The organism is Vibrio sp. 10N.222.52.B12, assembly GCF_002875385.1.
Taxonomy (GTDB): Bacteria; Pseudomonadota; Gammaproteobacteria; order Enterobacterales; family Vibrionaceae; genus Vibrio; species Vibrio jasicida.
The window spans coordinates 86,851-101,450 of record NZ_MDAW01000098.1 but is presented as its reverse complement, the minus strand read 5'-3'; the positions used below and the strand labels follow the sequence as shown (position 1 = coordinate 101,450).

General features: G+C 43.6%; 18 protein-coding genes. 6 read left to right on the top strand and 12 right to left on the bottom strand.

Annotated elements, in window-relative coordinates; genetic code table 11:
• Positions 1-119 precede the first annotated feature (119 nt).
• From BCT11_RS06060 to BCT11_RS06050, 3 genes are all read right to left on the bottom strand, one after another.
• Complete coding sequence (locus tag BCT11_RS06060) at positions 120-497, bottom strand: VOC family protein (protein WP_045405248.1); 378 nt, start codon at positions 495-497, stop codon at positions 120-122.
• A 184-nt stretch (positions 498-681) separates the two neighbouring features.
• Positions 682-1,431 (bottom strand): phosphatase PAP2 family protein, encoded by a 750-nt coding sequence (locus tag BCT11_RS06055; RefSeq protein WP_102387623.1) that lies wholly within the window; start codon positions 1,429-1,431, stop codon positions 682-684.
• Positions 1,432-1,707: 276 nt separating this feature from the next.
• A complete protein-coding gene (locus tag BCT11_RS06050) occupies positions 1,708-2,184 on the bottom strand; it encodes a YHS domain-containing (seleno)protein (protein ID WP_102387618.1) in 477 nt (158 codons plus the stop codon).
• Positions 2,185-2,294: 110 nt separating this feature from the next.
• On the opposite strand from BCT11_RS06050, the gene BCT11_RS06045 reads away from it, so the two are divergent.
• The gene (locus BCT11_RS06045; protein ID WP_102387617.1) at positions 2,295-3,134 is read left to right on the top strand and encodes an AraC family transcriptional regulator; all 840 of its coding nucleotides are present in this window, start codon (positions 2,295-2,297) and stop codon (positions 3,132-3,134) included.
• Here BCT11_RS06045 and BCT11_RS06040 read toward each other — a convergent pair.
• On the bottom strand, positions 3,121-3,471 hold the full coding sequence (locus tag BCT11_RS06040; protein ID WP_005440716.1) for a DUF3147 family protein: 351 nt from the start codon (positions 3,469-3,471) through the stop codon (positions 3,121-3,123). The two genes, BCT11_RS06045 and BCT11_RS06040, sit on opposite strands and share 14 nt — an antisense overlap.
• 347 nt (positions 3,472-3,818) lie before the next feature.
• Between BCT11_RS06040 and BCT11_RS28230 the strand changes: the two genes are divergently transcribed.
• Positions 3,819-3,980, top strand: coding sequence for a hypothetical protein (locus BCT11_RS28230; RefSeq protein ID WP_162998339.1), 162 nt, complete (start codon positions 3,819-3,821; stop codon positions 3,978-3,980).
• A gap of 186 nt (positions 3,981-4,166) precedes the next feature.
• Here the strand turns inward: BCT11_RS28230 and BCT11_RS06030 are convergent, their stop codons facing one another.
• Together BCT11_RS06030 and BCT11_RS06025 are read right to left on the bottom strand one after the other, a co-directional pair.
• A complete protein-coding gene (locus BCT11_RS06030) occupies positions 4,167-4,796 on the bottom strand; it encodes an SGNH/GDSL hydrolase family protein (RefSeq protein ID WP_102387616.1) in 630 nt (209 codons plus the stop codon).
• 205 nt (positions 4,797-5,001) lie between these two features.
• Positions 5,002-5,847: an enoyl-CoA hydratase/isomerase family protein gene (locus BCT11_RS06025; protein WP_102387615.1), complete on the bottom strand. Its 846-nt coding sequence runs from the start codon at positions 5,845-5,847 to the stop codon at positions 5,002-5,004.
• 326 nt (positions 5,848-6,173) lie between these two features.
• Between BCT11_RS06025 and BCT11_RS28330 the strand changes: the two genes are divergently transcribed.
• Together BCT11_RS28330 and BCT11_RS28325 are read left to right on the top strand one after the other, a co-directional pair.
• Positions 6,174-6,587, top strand: a complete 414-nt coding sequence (locus tag BCT11_RS28330) for an alcohol dehydrogenase catalytic domain-containing protein (protein ID WP_241908990.1) — start codon at positions 6,174-6,176, stop codon at positions 6,585-6,587.
• Positions 6,584-7,159 (top strand): zinc-binding dehydrogenase, encoded by a 576-nt coding sequence (locus BCT11_RS28325; RefSeq protein WP_241908989.1) that lies wholly within the window; start codon positions 6,584-6,586, stop codon positions 7,157-7,159. Before BCT11_RS28330 ends, BCT11_RS28325 begins: the two co-directional genes overlap by 4 nt.
• A gap of 65 nt (positions 7,160-7,224) precedes the next feature.
• Here BCT11_RS28325 and BCT11_RS06015 read toward each other — a convergent pair whose 3' ends face one another.
• Positions 7,225-7,665, bottom strand: coding sequence for a YtoQ family protein (locus tag BCT11_RS06015; protein WP_042604139.1), 441 nt, complete (start codon positions 7,663-7,665; stop codon positions 7,225-7,227).
• 375 nt (positions 7,666-8,040) lie between these two features.
• On the opposite strand from BCT11_RS06015, the gene BCT11_RS06010 reads away from it, so the two are divergent.
• Positions 8,041-8,646 carry a transcriptional regulator gene (locus tag BCT11_RS06010; RefSeq protein ID WP_038871729.1) on the top strand — a complete coding sequence of 202 codons (606 nt, stop codon included), beginning with the start codon at positions 8,041-8,043 and terminating at the stop codon, positions 8,644-8,646.
• Between the two features lie 68 nt (positions 8,647-8,714).
• On the opposite strand, the gene BCT11_RS06005 is transcribed toward BCT11_RS06010, so the two are convergent.
• From BCT11_RS06005 to BCT11_RS05985, 5 genes are all read right to left on the bottom strand, one after another.
• Entirely contained in the window at positions 8,715-9,176 is a 462-nt protein-coding gene (locus BCT11_RS06005) for a hypothetical protein (RefSeq protein WP_038878050.1), read from the bottom strand.
• Positions 9,173-9,859 (bottom strand): winged helix-turn-helix domain-containing protein, encoded by a 687-nt coding sequence (locus tag BCT11_RS06000; protein ID WP_054755272.1) that lies wholly within the window; start codon positions 9,857-9,859, stop codon positions 9,173-9,175. Before BCT11_RS06000 ends, BCT11_RS06005 begins: the two co-directional genes overlap by 4 nt.
• Before the next feature lie 120 nt (positions 9,860-9,979).
• Positions 9,980-11,305: a diguanylate cyclase gene (locus BCT11_RS05995; RefSeq protein ID WP_102387611.1), complete on the bottom strand. Its 1,326-nt coding sequence runs from the start codon at positions 11,303-11,305 to the stop codon at positions 9,980-9,982.
• Positions 11,306-11,665: 360 nt separating this feature from the next.
• A complete protein-coding gene (locus BCT11_RS05990; protein WP_042603037.1) occupies positions 11,666-12,796 on the bottom strand; it encodes an AI-2E family transporter in 1,131 nt (376 codons plus the stop codon).
• A gap of 235 nt (positions 12,797-13,031) precedes the next feature.
• Complete coding sequence (locus BCT11_RS05985) at positions 13,032-13,661, bottom strand: DJ-1/PfpI family protein (RefSeq protein WP_039977452.1); 630 nt, start codon at positions 13,659-13,661, stop codon at positions 13,032-13,034.
• Between the two features lie 308 nt (positions 13,662-13,969).
• On the opposite strand from BCT11_RS05985, the gene BCT11_RS05980 reads away from it, so the two are divergent.
• The gene (locus BCT11_RS05980; protein WP_042602864.1) at positions 13,970-14,542 is read left to right on the top strand and encodes a YceI family protein; all 573 of its coding nucleotides are present in this window, start codon (positions 13,970-13,972) and stop codon (positions 14,540-14,542) included.
• Positions 14,543-14,600: the final 58 nt, after the last annotated feature.

The following is a 14,600-nucleotide window of genomic DNA, read 5'->3' as shown; positions in this document are numbered from 1 at the left end:
GTCGATTTGTCGATTTGTCGAGCAGACATGTACATTAGTAGAAGTCAATTGGCAACAGAAACCCTGTTAAAGGTGAGCACGCACTGCCTCGCTCACCTCTGCTAATATGCTTAGGAATCTTAATTGTTAGCGACTCGCCAAGGCGGATTCTTTCGGTTCTCTCCAGCCCAATACAGCTTTAGCTCATTACCTGATGGGTCGTTAAGCATTGCTTCCCTCCACAGATAATCTTTGTCTGTAGGTTCTTGAACAAACTCGATGCCTTTTCTCTTTAAACTATCAACTAACGCATCAAGATTTTTGTGTTCAAAATAGATCACGCTGTTGCTTTTTGATTCTGGATCACCGAGATAAAGTGAAAAAGTGGCATCTCCTTCAACGCACTCAAAGCGCGCATAGTTTTCTGTTTCAACAATCAGGTTGAATCCTAGCGTTTGATAAAACTCGATAGATGACTTGATGTCTTTAACGGTTAACAGCACTTGATTTAGATTCATAGAAGTTCCTTTTCCAATTGGTTTCTTACCGATTTGTGTGGGTTGTGTTTGAGGTTACGAAGATAAAACCTCAAGCTAACTTAAGGTCAAGAAATGATTTCAGCCGTTGTTTGAAGTCTATATAGCAAGAGCTAAAAATGAAAAAGGCGGCACTGTGGCCGCCTGTATCTGTATCGATTTATCGTTATTGGGTTAGCGCAATGTACTCTTGTTGCGCAGCTTGTAAGTCCTCAGCAAATTGTTTATCTGCCTTGAGCTTATCAAACACGATGTGCGCCACTTTTTGCCCTGCTTCCACATCACTCATCCAGTGTGCGTTACAAACGACTCGGCTGTAGCCGTAATCCGCCCCTCTCTCTGTCAGTGCTTTTGCATTGTTCGGCGCAATTGCGGCCGCAACGAGTGAAACCCCATAGCCTGATGCAGTATGACCAGAAGGGTAAGATCCATCTTTAGATAAGTAGTCTTCGGCATAAGGTGTACAAGAAGGTAAGCCGTTTACCGCAAATGGACGCGCTTTGTTGTAGTGCTTTTTAGAGTCAGATGTCGCAAGACCAAAAGAAGCAATGCTACGTCCTAAAACGGTATACATCGCTGGGGTGTCTTCCTTAGTAATCTTCACGCCTAGAACATCACCATATATCTTGGCAAAGTATTCTGGAGTAATACGCGCGTCTTGTGTCGCTTGAGCCATTCTCGCTGGGTCATCAACTGAAAAGTCGATAGCACCCAAGCGCTTATCTTCGAGATCTTGTTTGCTGCCTTCTGTTGGTGGCGGTGCAATCAAATCTACCGTGTGTACTGTTTCAATGTATGGTTGATAAAACTGATAGTTTCCGTAGTCGATACGTTCAAGCGAATTGATGTCTGTTGGCGCAGAGAACACGTGAAATGCAGGCAAAGTTAGCGCTACGCAAATTAGAGCTTTCTTCATTTACTTTCCCTCCAGAATTAAAGGATTGTAGGAATATTCTTAACAACTGAATCCAATATTATCCGCAGCCCTTTAGTGCTGGAAGTTATAACGATTATTCCTAAAAGTTAATAATGGAATGAAGCAAAGCAACTAAATCATACTTCCACTTGGGCAACCTTGTGACAAAACACTGCCGTAGATGGTCGTTGGACGTCCGTTCCCTCGAGCCAATACACAAAGGCGAACCAATTGGCTCGCCTTGAATATGTGAGGAAAGGATAAAAACGACGTCCGTTACAGCTTATCTGCATCAACAACTTTAATCGTTGTCCAGTTGGTGTTGGCATCTTGAATAAAGCCTTGCGTATCCTCTAGCCAGCGCTTTTGTACCGATTTATCCAAGTTTAGGTAGAGTTTGCCACCTTCAATCTTCCATGCCTCTGGGTCAGTTTCGAACTTCTTACCCATAGCAACACCAAATGCACAGTAACCACCGTATTGCGGTGCGTACGCTTGAGGATCAGCTTTGAACTGGTCTCGATTTACTGCATTCACAAAGTGATAAATCGCATTGTTGTACGTCGCTGAATATTCGGCCTTTCCTTGAGTCGGGCCATTATCCGTGAAGTAAGCCACCGGATCGTAACCCTTGATAGCGAGATCATTTGCATCAACGCTCATGCTTACATCCGCAGCCATCAGTGAAAAACTGGTTCCGATTAAAGCGGTCATTAAAGTGAGTTTTCGACCAGTTGATTTAATGCGTGACATAATAAGCTCCTTGTCTGTGTTTGTTTGCCTTGTGTGAATAAATTAGCCAACTCTTCCGGTCTATAGAGGGACAAAAGACCAAAAAAGTACACGAATCGTTCGGAGGTAACATGGATTTGTTGTCACAGCTGATGAAGCACTTCTCAATACGTACAGGGGTTTTCTATTCTGGACACTTGTGTGGCATCTCCTCGTTCCAAGCAGAGCACCGTAACAGAGGCCATTTGCATGTTTTGAATGCTGGTGAATTGATACTGACAAGCGCAAATGAGAAGGCTCAAAAGCTAACAGAGCCTTGCATCATTTATCTGCCAAACAATACGCCACATAGAATTGAAGGAAGCGAAGAAACAGAATTGGTTTGTGCCAATGTGGATTATCGAGGTGGGCAGATCAACCCTCTGTTGTCTGTCTTGCCCGATGTCGTCGCTATCCCTTTTAAAGACGCACCGAATCTAACTCCGGTCTTGGATATGCTGTCTTTGGAGGCAAAAGAAAACGGTATCGGGCAAGAGTTTTTATTAGATAAGCTGAGTGATACCTTAATGGCGTTGATCTTTCGTTATCTTATTGAGGGGAAGCAAATTGAACACGGCTTGTTTGCTGCGCTCGCCCACCCACGTCTAGCTCCCGTTATGACCGCCATTCATCAGCTCCCTGCCCGTCATTTTCATCTTAATGAATTGGCGTCATTGGCGGCCATGTCTCGTACTCAGTTTATTGAGACGTTCAAACAAGCCGTTGGGGAAACTCCAGGAGATTATGTACAAAAATGGCGTGTATCCGTCGCCCAGTCTTTATTACTGCAAAATAAACCGCTCAACTGGGTGTCTGACGAGGTGGGATACCACAGCTACTCGGGCTTTTCTCGTGCTTTCCAAAATGTATCTGGTATGTCACCTCGCCAATGGATACAAAACCAAAAGGAAGACGAGCTTAAAGCAAGTTGATACCAAATTGTTTCGCGATCAAATTCGTTATCGCAAAACAAATTACGGATACAACACAACTAATAAGCAAGGTAATCCAAAAGGAATATTTGCTCAGTAGATAAGGGAAAAGAAGAAACATTGGCAGTGTTGGTACAACAAACCAAAAGGTATAAAACGCGTGGTTAGACAGCTTCTCTGTGCCTTGCCCTTCGATATACATCCATACCAACGCCAATATGGTCACGGTTGGCAATGCAGCCACAAGCGCACCTAACCTATCACTTCGCTTCGCGACTTCAGAAATGAGAACCACAATCGCGGCGGTGGTTAAGTACTTTGTCACAATCCATAGCATTTTCGCTTCCTTGCTTACTTCGGACACTAATTAATCGACATTCTAGAAACCTACTCCAGTTGATTCTAGATGTTTTCTAAAGACTTACGGTACACCTTTGTCACATAACCAGACGGGTCGTAAGCGTCCTCTATTCTATCCCAACCAAATTTTTCATAAAGACCATCGTGGTCAGTCGTCAGATAAAGGCTTTGGAAAACCTTGTTCCAGAACTGAAAGAGTAAACTGCTAAGATACAGCAAAGGTCTGACTATTGATAAAAATAATAAGTGGTTACAAAACGACCATTGCTTTGTTTATAAAATTGGAGAAAGATGACAATACAGCGATTTATAGGAGGTGGTGTTATGACTTTAGTTCTTACCGTTCTTATTTTCCTAAGTTGTATTGCGATGCTCGCAATTGGCGTGATGTTTTCACGTAGGCCAATCAAAGGCGGAGGTTGTTGCAAAGCGTCCGATGTTGCGGATGTGGGCGCACGTAAAAGGCAGTCCCGCAAGGATACATAGAATGCCAGCACACGAAAGCCCAGACAGCGGTTTTTCCTTGGCGTAAACACTCTACGCATGGATAAAGCACCAAACTGCTTACGTCACCGCCTTTAGGGCGCAGGCATACTCGCCCTGCTTCTCAACCCTTTCAATACAGGCTTTTCCTTAGACGAAAAGCCTTTTGACTCTGTAATCTTTTAGTAACTATGACCTTTGAAAAGCCGCTAACACGATGGGTTGCAGTGCTTTCGCCAATTTCTCATGCTGGTCTTGCTGCCAATGAATTCCTTCGTTCGGACAAGATTCCACTAAGGTTCCGGCATCAAAAAATGCACATCCCAGCTCTTCCGCTCGGTTTCTATAATGAAAACCAAACTCTTTGGATTTCTCCGCCCCACCGATAAACATACTCCCGAAGAAACCAATCTCATGCACGGGTGGCGGCGCGACTAATAGAACTTGCGGCGCTTCTCGCTTTGCCCAGTTATCAAAGTTAAGAACCTCTTGTGCTAAGCGAGCTGCCCCACGAGAGATATCGAAAGCGGATAAACCCAAGCAGTTTTTCATGTCGTTCGTGCCGAGCATAATGATGACCAAGTCAGGCAGATGAGATTCCAAGCAAGGGCGTAAATAGCGAAGGCCATTTTTCTCACCTTCAAAAGGATCATCGTGCACAGTTGTTCGCCCTGGTTGCCCTTCCTCTATGACCTCATAACCATCCGGTAGAGACATTCGTAACAAGGATGGCCATCGCTCGTTTGGTCCGTAACGGCGATCTTCATTCGGTACTGCGCCCCAGGTATTTGAATCGCCAAAACAAAGTATGGTCGGCATTAAACGTATTCCTCACTAAAACTGTTGCTTTGCAGTCTATCAAAAACGTTTATCGAGTCTGTGATTTAATTCGAAAGTTCATGCCCATAAACAAGCTCGATTGGCTTGCGAATTTAAGAACGATAAACGCACCAGCAGCTGAACACAAAAAGGCGAACCACTTGGCTCGCCTTTCTAGTCCTTAATAAGACACTAACGCAACAGCTTAGTTGATGTCTTGTACCTTCATCACCAAGTCTTCCCAATTACGTTGGTTTTCGATGTCATGCTCTAAGCCTTGATCATCGGCAATTTGAAAACGCTTAACTGCTGGCGTCTTGCTCGTTGCTTGGTAAAGCCAGTAGGCTTCGGCTTTCAATGCTTCATCAATTGGCTTGTCGATTGACTCGTACACCATCTGTTTACATGCATTGATAGATTCAGCCGGGAACTTAGAAATTCGCTGCGCTAATGCATCAACATAAGGGCCAATTTCAGCTGGTTCTAACGCTTTGTTGATGGTGCCGTACGCTTCTGCTTCATCCGCATCGAAGTCACGGGCGCTCAAGATGATCTCTAGGGCACGACCTAATCCCACCTGACGCGCCATACGAGATGCACCGCCGCCACAAGGCAAAATGCCCATACCCACTTCCATTTGCATGAATTTGTATTTACCGCGAGCGGCAAAACGCATATCACAGGCCAATGCAAATTCATGACCGCCACCACGGGCAAAACCCTCTAGCTTCGCAATTGTGGCTTGTGGTAGCTTGCTGATTCTTTCAAGAACCGCTTGAAGATCGAGTAACTTTGCTTCCTCGCGAGAAACGGCCTCTGTCGACATCTCTTTCAGCAATTCGGTATCGTAATGACAAACCCAAATCTCCGGGTTGGCTGATTGGAATACAACCACTTTGACACTACGATCACGTTCCAATCGCAGTGCTAACCCATTCAAATCCGCCAACATTTCCTGCCCTTGCACGTTTACCGTACCAAAATCAAACGTGACATAAAGAATTGCGTCTTCTTGCTTTGCAGTAAATGTTTTGTAGCCTTCGTAAGCCATATCCATTTCCTTTTTCCAATAAAATCATTAAGTTGCCATTTTTCAAAGCAACGCAATTAACGTTACGCCTCTAAAAAACATCAAACAATGACGCATAAAAAGAAACAGTATCTACGAAAACTAAAAGGTGATTTCCTCAATAACGGCTAGCAACAAATCACCCTGATCTGATCTTTACTTTCAATTGGTGAGTAAGTAACTCTGCGGTTTACTACTCGTAGTATTATCAACAAAAACTTAAAACTGATTTCTTTTTCAGCCCAATTATCAATTTTGAAATTGCGCCTATACTGAATCCATACAAACGCACAACCGAGGAAATCATAATGAAAGCAGCCGTAATTCGTCAGTTTGGTAGTTCAGAAGTATTTGAAACAGCAGACGTACAAAAACCGGAAGTTAAAGCGGGCCACGTCTTAGTTAAAGTCGCTGCATCAAGCGTTAATACCGTTGATATGATGCTGCGTGAAATGGGCGAAGGTTTACCCTTCCACCCACAACTTCCGGGCATTCTAGGTATGGACTTCGCAGGTACGGTTGAAGCCGTAGGTGAAGGTGTTACCGAATATACGGTTGGTGATGAGGTTTATGGTTGTGCGGGTGGCCTTGGTGATCTTCAAGGTTCTCTAGCGGAATACATGGTGGCAGACGCGGATCTTATCGCTCACAAGCCAAGCAACCTTTCTATGCATGAAGCGGCGGCAATTCCATTGGTTGGCATTACGGCTTACGAAGGTTGATTCGTGCTGGTGTTCGCCAAGGTCAACAAGTACTGGTTCATGGCGGCGCAGGTGGTGTTGGCCATATTGCACTGCAGCTTGCTCGTCACATGGGGGCTGAAGTCTTCGCAACTGGCTCCACAGGTGTGAAGAATGACTTGATTACCGAGCTCGGTGCAACCGCGATTGATTACCGTACTGAGTCTGTAGCCGATTACGTTACAAAACACACCTCTGGTGCTGGTTTTGATGTAGTCTTCGATTCGGTTGGCGGTGCAAACCTAACTAACTCGTTTGATGCAGCAAAACTCAACGGCCAAGTTGCAACAACCGTGTCTTTGCATGAGCAAGATTTAAGTACCGTTCACATGAAAGGCTTGTCATTGCACGTTGTATTTATGCTAATTCCGATGATCCACAATGTTGGTCGACGCGAACATGCCATCATCCTAAAAGAATTAGCCAAGATTGCAGAATCAGGCGCACTAAAACCGGTTCTCGATGAACACGAGTTTACCCTTGAGCAAGCTGGCGCTGCGCATGATCGTCTAGCCAGTGGTCAAGCGATTGGTAAAGTCGTCGTGAATATCTAAGTTTTGTCTTAGTGATATTAAGAGCGCAATTCAAAAAGACCTCTGTGATGGAGGTCTTTTTTCAGTTATGGAGTCACTGTGTATGCAATTAACTCGACGATCTGTTCTGGCGTTGTTGCCCATGCTTGCGCTGAAGCATCAACTTCTTTAAGTGCATGGACAATATTCTCATCATGCAAAGTGATGTAAGGCTTACCTAAAGCGGCACAGAAACCTGCATCAAACGCCGCATTCCACTGCTTGTATTTGTCACCAAATCGAATCACGGCAAGGTCACAAGACTTAATGGCGGTCTGAATTCGAATCGCATTTACTTTCGCTGATTTATGATCGCGCCAAAAAGGATTGTCTTCCGAGCCCAAACCATCGCCCGCTGCATCGCTGGATTCATGATGCGTGTTGGCAGAAATAAACGACACAGCCAGATCTTTTGCTTCACAGCCTTTGATGATTTGCTCACGCCAGTCGGTGTGGATCTCACCCGACAAATACACTTTTAACTTCATAATCACTCACATTGTTTTTGTTATGTGCTTGAATTTAAACCGCATGCACACGCCATTTACAAGGTTCTAAGCGCATATCTGTGAATCTGGCATTAAATGCCAAGTTAAAAACAGGCAACGGAATTTCCCGTATTACAACGATAGGTTTGCGTAGGAAGCATTAAAAGTACGAATTTTCAGCCGCTTACCAAAGCGCAAAAAACCATAAATTATTATAAAAACGAACTTTGACCTTTTTTCCGCAACATTCTGCGCAATTCGTTTCTCTTTTTGTTCATCAGTATCTAGCTTAGCCACCACTTTCACCACGATGTGAAAGAGCACAAAGGTAACAACGAGTTATCAATTAGCAGCTATTACACTAGGAAATACATGATGCAAAATAAGACAGCAGCACTTTTCGCTCTAGCAGCATTAACAGCAGCAACAACGTTCAACGTTAACGCAGCAGTAAAATACGAACCGTTTGTTGGTATTGATGCTGGCGCACGCTTAAGTGGTCAAGCTGAATCGAAATATGACGGAAAAGAAGAGCACCTAGACCTAAAATCATCAATGGTATTTGGCGTGGAAGGTGGTGTAATCCTTAACCAAGCGCATCAGTTCAGCATCGGTTACGACTACCGCGGAGTAAGTCTTGACTACAGCGACGATGACCTTGAAGTTGGCACGCTATACGCACAATACGATTACCTTGTACCTATCACGCAAAAACTGGCATGGACCATTGGTGGCAAGCTTGGCTACGAGATGTATAACTCAGATTCTGATGGTGCGGACGAGCTAAATGGCGTCGTTCTGGGCGCGCAAACAGGACTAAACTACCGCTTTAACGCTTGGAGCGTGGGTACTGAAGTAAGCTACCTGCACCACACAAATGAGGTCGAATATTCAGAGACCTACAACGGCCAGAAACATACTTCATCATATAAGATTGGTGACGAAGTACTGCTAACAGCAAATGTGAAATACCACTTCTAATAACAACAACCTTAGTTGGCTTCTTCTCCCGGGAAACCGGGAGTTTTTTCGTTTTAAAAAGTAAATAATTACCAAACTCGGCTCAGCATTAAGTGGTTTCGTTCTCTCGCTATCACATCAAGATTTTCATCGTGATAGATGAGTTGGTTCTTAGACGTACCAGAAAGAAACAGGGAGCTGTAGCTCGCCGCTTGGTAACCATCCAATACCTTAGTCGTTTGAATCGGCTCAGTCTTATAGAAAAACTCAAATTCGCCATTAAATGACTTGGTGATTTTACCTGTGACCGCAAAGAGCGCAACGCCCTCTAGACCATCTCCCTCTATGGATATCGTTGACTCTAGGTTTTCGTTATTTAAATCAACTTCTATGCGTTCTTTCCAAACACCGTTGTCCGCTGAGTATTGTTGTACGGTGGTGGTGTATCTTCCACTAAGCAGAAGCTTCTTACCACTCACGTACAACGAAACACTGTAAAGCATAGAAGCGAGTAAAAACAAACCAATCCAAGGTCTCAAACTGCGTATCATCCGAGCTCCTTAATTACCTTAGGGAGTGTCTCCACTTCAAACAGATAGTTCTCGCTACGTCGGTGCACGTTGTCGTAAACCGATAGGGTGTAAAGTCCTTCTGTTTGTGCCACAGAATAGAAACAATCACATTTGGAATGTTCAATTAAAGATTCTATCTTCAATGGTAATACCATCCCTTTTGGCTTAAGTACCCGATGGTGGTTGAGTTCCATGATCTCATAACCATCATGGCGATAAGAAACCAAATGCGTGTTGGTGACCCTAGAGAAATTGAAGAAAGACAACACTATGAGAACTAGAGAAACAGACGCCAGCAAGGCTTTCGCTAACGTAAGTGAATTGAAAGCACGACGAGTTGACGTTGATTCATTGGCTCCCGCACAGCTGCAATAGAGCATGTATCCGACACCCGCAATGGTTCGTAGCTCTACGCAATCAGAGATAGCAATGGCAAGCCTCAGCTTTTGCACCGACTTTTGCAGGGAAGAGTCCGTTACAATGGTATCCGGCCACCCTGCTTGTTTGAGCGTTTCTTTATCAAGAACTTGACTTGCATTGTCCAGAAACGCTTTAAATAAAAGACATTCGTTGTAATTTAATGAACGTTCTAAACGATCTGTTCTGACGCTCATCTTTTCGATGTCGAATACCAAATCGTCACAAGTGTACTGCTTACTCACTTTACTTTGCCCGAGAGGTCTTGCTTAAAAGGCCGAGCATTGTAGTAGAAATGGCTACCGCACATCTAGGATACAAGAACTCATCAGACCAGCTTTACTACCAATATCCGGGGGGCTTTATCAAGCTTTCACGTAAACCCGATTTCTGCCAGATTGCTTAGCTTTGTATAGCGCTTCATCCGCTTCAGCTAAAGCGATTCTTATACCATCAGCAGAATCAAAATGAGCAACACCAATACTCACGGTGATTTCTATCTTCAAATCATTAATAAGAATTGGAGTAGCAGCGACCTCTTGTCGAAGCTCCTCACAGAACAACGTTGCTTCTGAGCTCTTAACACCAGGCATAAGAAGAACAAATTCCTCGCCACCAGTACGTGACAAAGTAAAATTCAAATCGGTCTTCGCCCCACACAGTAAAGCAAACTGAACCAGAACCACATCGCCAATTTCGTGGCCGTAGGTATCATTGATGGCTTTAAAGAAGTCGATATCAAAAACGGCAATAGAACCGGAAACCTCTTGCTCTTTTAACGCATAAAATCGATTTTCTAAGCCACGGCGATTCAACAAGCCAGTAAGGAAGTCTGTGTATGCTTCGTTTTGTAGATCGAAACGCTGTTTTTCAGACCGTCGATACTGATTGAAAAACTTCACGGGAGACATAATTAAAAGCAATGTAATAAACAACGTCGAGAATATAGCGGCTCTACCCAGTAATCCCGAGTCGCTTTGTGAAATTGAGACCTGCCAGTTGGTATTAAATATTGTCACTATGCTGATATCAACATCACAATCAATATGACCTTTACTACTGATCACTTTTTCATGAAAATTACGATTATCCGGATCGAACCCAACAATCGAATAATTAGATATATTTTTATCTTCCAGAATACTTTCTAATGAATTTAGAATGGTTTCTAAATAAATAATGGAAGACGAAAAACCAATAAATCCAGATTCATTAGTAATTGCTTTACGAAGGATAAAGGCTTGCTTACCATTCTGAACAAGCTTAACCGGACCAATTACCGTATTTTTACGACAATTAATCGACTGCTCTGCTCCTAGCCTTCTGCTTTGATCTTGAAGCACATTGTGACCAATCGCTCGTTTGTTTTCTTCGTATGGGTAGACAAGCGTCACGACGCCTTGTGGCAAATAGAGCAAAGAATCAACGTTACTATAGGAAAACAACAGAGTTCGGCTCAGTTTGTTAAACGCTTCAAGTGAGATGCTGCTGTCTTCAGAAAGCACCACGACTTCTTTCAAGACTTCAGCCGTGATTAACGCGTCATTAAAAACCTTCTTCATCTCTTTGTTTATCGTACTGATTACATTTGCAGATTCTTTTTGGTTATTAATTCGACTCAACTCAGTCGCAAGGAATTCGGTTAATATTAGTATCGACATGACTAATACTACTTTGATGCTTTTGTTCACTGTAACCTTCCCAGTTCGTGTCGTTCTCCATATCCTTTATTTGATTCTCAAAATTCCATCTATATTTCAGTTATTTCTTTTCTTATCACAATTATTATGATTACGATAATCAAGAAACAGGGATTATACGCATAATAGAATAACCGTCGATGCCCAATGAGTATCGTTAAGACAAAACTTTTTTATCAAAATTGATTAATTTTCTATCGATCGATGTCATTGATCGACACGATCGATTGCGTTGATTAAAAAGATTGATCCAAACGGTAAATTTTTGTGTGGAACGGTTCAATTCACAGACAACAAAAAAGACGGCCATCAGTACCGTCTTTTGCTCAATTGAGTATCTCGTTCGTCTTTCTACTTCCTAGATTCTTGTCCTTGTGTTCCTGCATCCTTAATCACATCAGCAACGTCTTGGGTTTCTGTGTCTACCCACTTCATAAATACTTGGTAACCCGCCGCTAAGAACGCAGCACCAATGAACATGCCAAGAATACCACCCGACATCATACCGCCCACTGCACCAATAAGAACAATAGGCATAGGAACTTCGAGGCCGCGGCCAAGAATTAACGGCTTTAAGAAGTTATCTATTAAACTTGCAGCAAGGAGCAAAACCGTGAAGACAACATTATGAACCGTGCCGCTATCTCCTGCCCACAATATACCCACGGCAACTAGCGCGATAATGGTGACTGGCAGTTGCACAATCGCAAATATCAACGCAATGAGTGTAAACAAAGCCGCTGCTGGCACACCGGATAACGCAACTACACCACCAAATGCCATTGCCGTTAAGAACGCTATACCAATGATCCCTACAGCGACTTGTCTGATGGTGGCCGTGGTGAGTTGATGTAAATCTGGCCCTCTCACCTCATCCGTAAAACTAATGAAGATCTTACGTATCGACGTTGCAGCAGGTTGTGCCCAAGCTAGCATGACACCCGCAATGATAATAGCACCGATGAGCATGAATACACTTTTAGCGGCCCCCGTTGCACTATCGACAAACCAACTAAAGAAACCTTTAATTTGAGGCTGGCGTTTCTCGATAAATGTAGGTAAGTCATCCGCAGCTTCATACCAAACAGCATGAACTTTTTCACCAACTAAAGGCCAAGTTTTGACGCTGTCTGCAGGCTTAGCGATGACCAAAGTGCCATCTCGATAAGATTCAAATGCACCGAGTGTTTTCGATGCAAAAGAATTACCCACCATGGCCGTTGGCGTGCCAAGAATCAAGACACCAATGATGGCAATTAGTGTTGCAGCACGAGCCGAGCTTAATCCAAGCTTTCTTTCAATGACGAGTTTGACTGGATAGAGCGCAATGGCAAGCACCAGCGCCCAAAGTAAGATAGGAAGAAATGGTAAAAACGCCCACCAACAGACAATAACGATCAGCGTCGTGACTGAGAATCGAATCAAAGACGTGGTAAACGCTTTGGCCAGTACTTTCTCTAAATTTTCATTTGGATTGCTCAACTGTTTTTCCCTTTGGTTTCGCGCCATATTCTTATTTATCGGTAATCCGATAATCGATGACGCGTTGATGGACCCAACACAGTATTTATCCGCACCTAATGAAAGACCGATGGCTTAGATAGCCGCGGTCACATAAAACAAGCGCTTATATAAAACCTAGTACACTTCCCCGTACATTCAACGGTTTAGTGAACAAGTTTGTGTTCAGTCACAAAGGGAAAATCAGAGTTATTGCTTATTCCGCTGAGCAAGTCACTTGGTTAAGCATTTCTGCTTCCATGATTGTGTTCGCGATAAGAGACTCGAATATCTCCAACTGCCCTGCTGGTATCAACTGGTTTTGGATTTCGCGTCGCTTATCAGAATCAAACAGGCGCTCTGCTAACCAACCAATGAGGTACATCAATGATAAACAACCTCCCGCCGTTGCAATATTACCCTCAATAACCAAAGGAACATCTTGAACGTCTCCTCCCATGCCCTTTAACACCGCTTTAGCATCTGGGTTGGTTGTGAGCTTTTTACCGTCAAGCAAGCCCAATTCATGCAAGATAAAAGAACCCGCGCAGATAGAGCCAATTAGCTGCCTGTCTGGGTTGAGCTTCATCGCGGACATGAACTCATTATTTTGAAGCGCTGCTGGTATGCCTTTCTTGCCACTCGCGATAAGCACAACGTCTTGCGTTGCAACTTCAGAGATATGACCGTCCGTCTTTACCGTCATACCTAGATGAGAAACATGCTCTGGCTTGGTCCCTAGCACTTTGACTGTCCAACTGTCTTGCGTCCTTCCTAACAGGTCATACATCAAGAAAAAGTCTACGTCTGTGAAATCATCAAACAACACAATCCCAACGGTATACATAAGCCAACCAACCTAACGAATGATAAAATGTGCGAACAGTGTAACGGCAACCTAAGCAAGTCGCGAATCATCAATTAGAAATAAATTCACACATTCGCACCTGCTTATTAAGTTATTGCTAATTAGCGTATTTTTGACATTCAAAGCAGACATAACATCAGTTGTATTGATATCAAACCATGACATTTGAGCACTCAATCACATCGAAAAAATCACCCAAATCAATCGATTTAATTCCTTATTAACTTTTATAAATCCGAACTACTATCAAGTGGAACCATCGTTCAACATAAATAAGGTTAACAATAATGAAAAAGGCTTTCTCAACACTAAGCATCGCGGTCGCACTGTTTTCTAGTGCCGCATTTGCTGCAGACAGCTACACGCTTGATTCCGATCTATCTTCCCTAAGTTTCGCAACAATCAAAAAGCAATATATTGTTGAGCCCGCGACCATTGACACCCTTTCCGGCACACTCAACAGTGATGGGCAGTTTGATGTGGCTATCGACCTAAACAGCATCAATACAGGCATTCCAATTCGTAATACGCGCCTGAACGAGATCTTCTTTGAATCTGCAAAACACGCGCCAGTAACAGTGACAGGCAAAGTAGATTGGGCATCTCTGGGTGAAGGCTCACACAAAGTAAAAGTACCGGCTGAAGTGACGCTGTTTGGTAAGACGAAATCCGTCGAATTCCCAGTCGTGGTACTCAATGCAGGTAATACGGTAATGGTCAGTTCGAGTGCCCCTGTCATCATCGGTGCTGGCGATTTTGGTATCCCGACTGACAACTTAACGAACCTTGCAGCAACAGTTGGTGGGATTAAGATTTCAGACCGAGTTCCACTTACTCTGAATCTCACCTTTAAAAAGTAGTTATTTAGCCCAAAACGGCTTGATAACGCGAAACAAAGGCTTGGAGGCTCACCAAGCC

Coding starts and splice junctions, on each gene's coding strand:
- BCT11_RS06015 (WP_042604139.1), bottom strand. CDS start 7,665: ATGAAGTTAAAAGTGTATTTGTCGGGTGAGATCCACACCGACTGGCGT.
- BCT11_RS06010 (WP_038871729.1), top strand. CDS start 8,041: ATGCAAAATAAGACAGCAGCACTTTTCGCTCTAGCAGCATTAACAGCA.
- BCT11_RS05985 (WP_039977452.1), bottom strand. CDS start 13,661: ATGTATACCGTTGGGATTGTGTTGTTTGATGATTTCACAGACGTAGAC.
- BCT11_RS06025 (WP_102387615.1), bottom strand. CDS start 5,847: ATGGCTTACGAAGGCTACAAAACATTTACTGCAAAGCAAGAAGACGCA.
- BCT11_RS05980 (WP_042602864.1), top strand. CDS start 13,970: ATGAAAAAGGCTTTCTCAACACTAAGCATCGCGGTCGCACTGTTTTCT.
- BCT11_RS06005 (WP_038878050.1), bottom strand. CDS start 9,176: ATGATACGCAGTTTGAGACCTTGGATTGGTTTGTTTTTACTCGCTTCT.
- BCT11_RS06030 (WP_102387616.1), bottom strand. CDS start 4,796: ATGCCGACCATACTTTGTTTTGGCGATTCAAATACCTGGGGCGCAGTA.
- BCT11_RS06040 (WP_005440716.1), bottom strand. CDS start 3,471: ATGCTATGGATTGTGACAAAGTACTTAACCACCGCCGCGATTGTGGTT.
- BCT11_RS06060 (WP_045405248.1), bottom strand. CDS start 497: ATGAATCTAAATCAAGTGCTGTTAACCGTTAAAGACATCAAGTCATCT.
- BCT11_RS28230 (WP_162998339.1), top strand. CDS start 3,819: ATGACTTTAGTTCTTACCGTTCTTATTTTCCTAAGTTGTATTGCGATG.
- BCT11_RS06050 (WP_102387618.1), bottom strand. CDS start 2,184: ATGTCACGCATTAAATCAACTGGTCGAAAACTCACTTTAATGACCGCT.
- BCT11_RS28330 (WP_241908990.1), top strand. CDS start 6,174: ATGAAAGCAGCCGTAATTCGTCAGTTTGGTAGTTCAGAAGTATTTGAA.
- BCT11_RS06045 (WP_102387617.1), top strand. CDS start 2,295: ATGGATTTGTTGTCACAGCTGATGAAGCACTTCTCAATACGTACAGGG.
- BCT11_RS06055 (WP_102387623.1), bottom strand. CDS start 1,431: ATGAAGAAAGCTCTAATTTGCGTAGCGCTAACTTTGCCTGCATTTCAC.